This window comes from Alistipes sp. ZOR0009 (assembly GCF_000798815.1).
Classification (GTDB): domain Bacteria; phylum Bacteroidota; class Bacteroidia; order Bacteroidales; family ZOR0009; genus Acetobacteroides.
In genome coordinates this window covers 1-1041 of sequence record NZ_JTLD01000112.1, presented here as the reverse complement: position 1 = coordinate 1041, position 1041 = coordinate 1, and the positions used below count along the sequence as shown (strand labels likewise).

The window sequence follows — 1041 nt, the reverse complement described above, 5'->3', positions numbered from 1 at the left end:
CCGTTGGCTGTGTGGCTAACGCCACGGGTGTTGACGGATGGGAGATTAGCGACTTTTTGTACGACAGTGGCCGAATATGGCTGGTGCTTCTTTTAGCAATGACGCGTGTAAAGCCCCTGCTCTTTGCCCGCACCACCCGTGCTGCCAACGATAGGAAGGACAACGGCTCGAAATCGTAGCTCCCCCAACCATAAAAGTCAAGGGCCGTGCATTGCTGCACGGCCCTTGACTCTAACTAAATTCTTCCTTTAGGCGCTGCCATATACCCCACACAAGCAAAAAGCAGCTAAGTATGGTTAGCCCCAAAACCATCCAAAATACATTGGTGCTAACAAATGTCTCCTCAGTGTAAACAGTATTGTTCCCAATTTTTAGACTTCGTACATAATTATAATTCTCATTATTACTCGAACTGTAAAAGTTATAATATCTAATAGTAACATTTTTGTTTACAATATTATATATGCCGTATTTTTCAACCGCTCCATCATATCTGTTTATGAAAAATAACTCTTCGACATCAACAAAACCGAATTTGTACACCTCCTCAAAATTTGCTCCTCCATACCGTGACGAAATTGGATTTATTAAGTCTGGAGTAATACTTGAAACGTAGCCTTTCAAATACTTATCCTTACTATAATCTATCGGTTGAAACAAATATGAAAATATGACCAGTATAATAGAGGTTATCATAAAACCACTAACATAACGATAGGACAATCTCTTCAATGTACTAATAAACCATTTTTTCATCTAGCGAAGATTTCAAATTCAACAACTCTTTGGTAATTATCTACCTCGCTCGCCGTAGCCAACATCAGCGCACGAGGCTGGGCGAAGTTTAGCTTCGCTGAACTCGCACTTCGTGCTCGGTTGTGACTTCGACCTTGCTAGGTAGCGGTCCATCCAAAAGTAGCAAAAAAGCAAAGCGCAGCCGTGGGTGGTAGCGACAGCATTTAGCAGATTTCTTCCCGCTACTTTTTTGGCGCAAAAAAGTAGCACAAAAAACAGGGCGAAAATTAACTCGCACCGTCGGCT

2 protein-coding genes are annotated in these 1041 nt (G+C 42.1%); both read right to left on the bottom strand.

All coding sequences use genetic code 11. The annotated features are described in order from the left end of the window. Positions 1-231: 231 nt before the first annotated feature. Positions 232-732: a hypothetical protein gene (locus L990_RS17180; RefSeq protein ID WP_156121663.1), complete on the bottom strand. Its 501-nt coding sequence runs from the start codon at positions 730-732 to the stop codon at positions 232-234. Positions 733-792: 60 nt separating this feature from the next. Then, a partial coding sequence (locus tag L990_RS20480) for a hypothetical protein (RefSeq protein WP_047451997.1) occupies positions 793-1041 on the bottom strand: 249 nt, incomplete at its 5' end.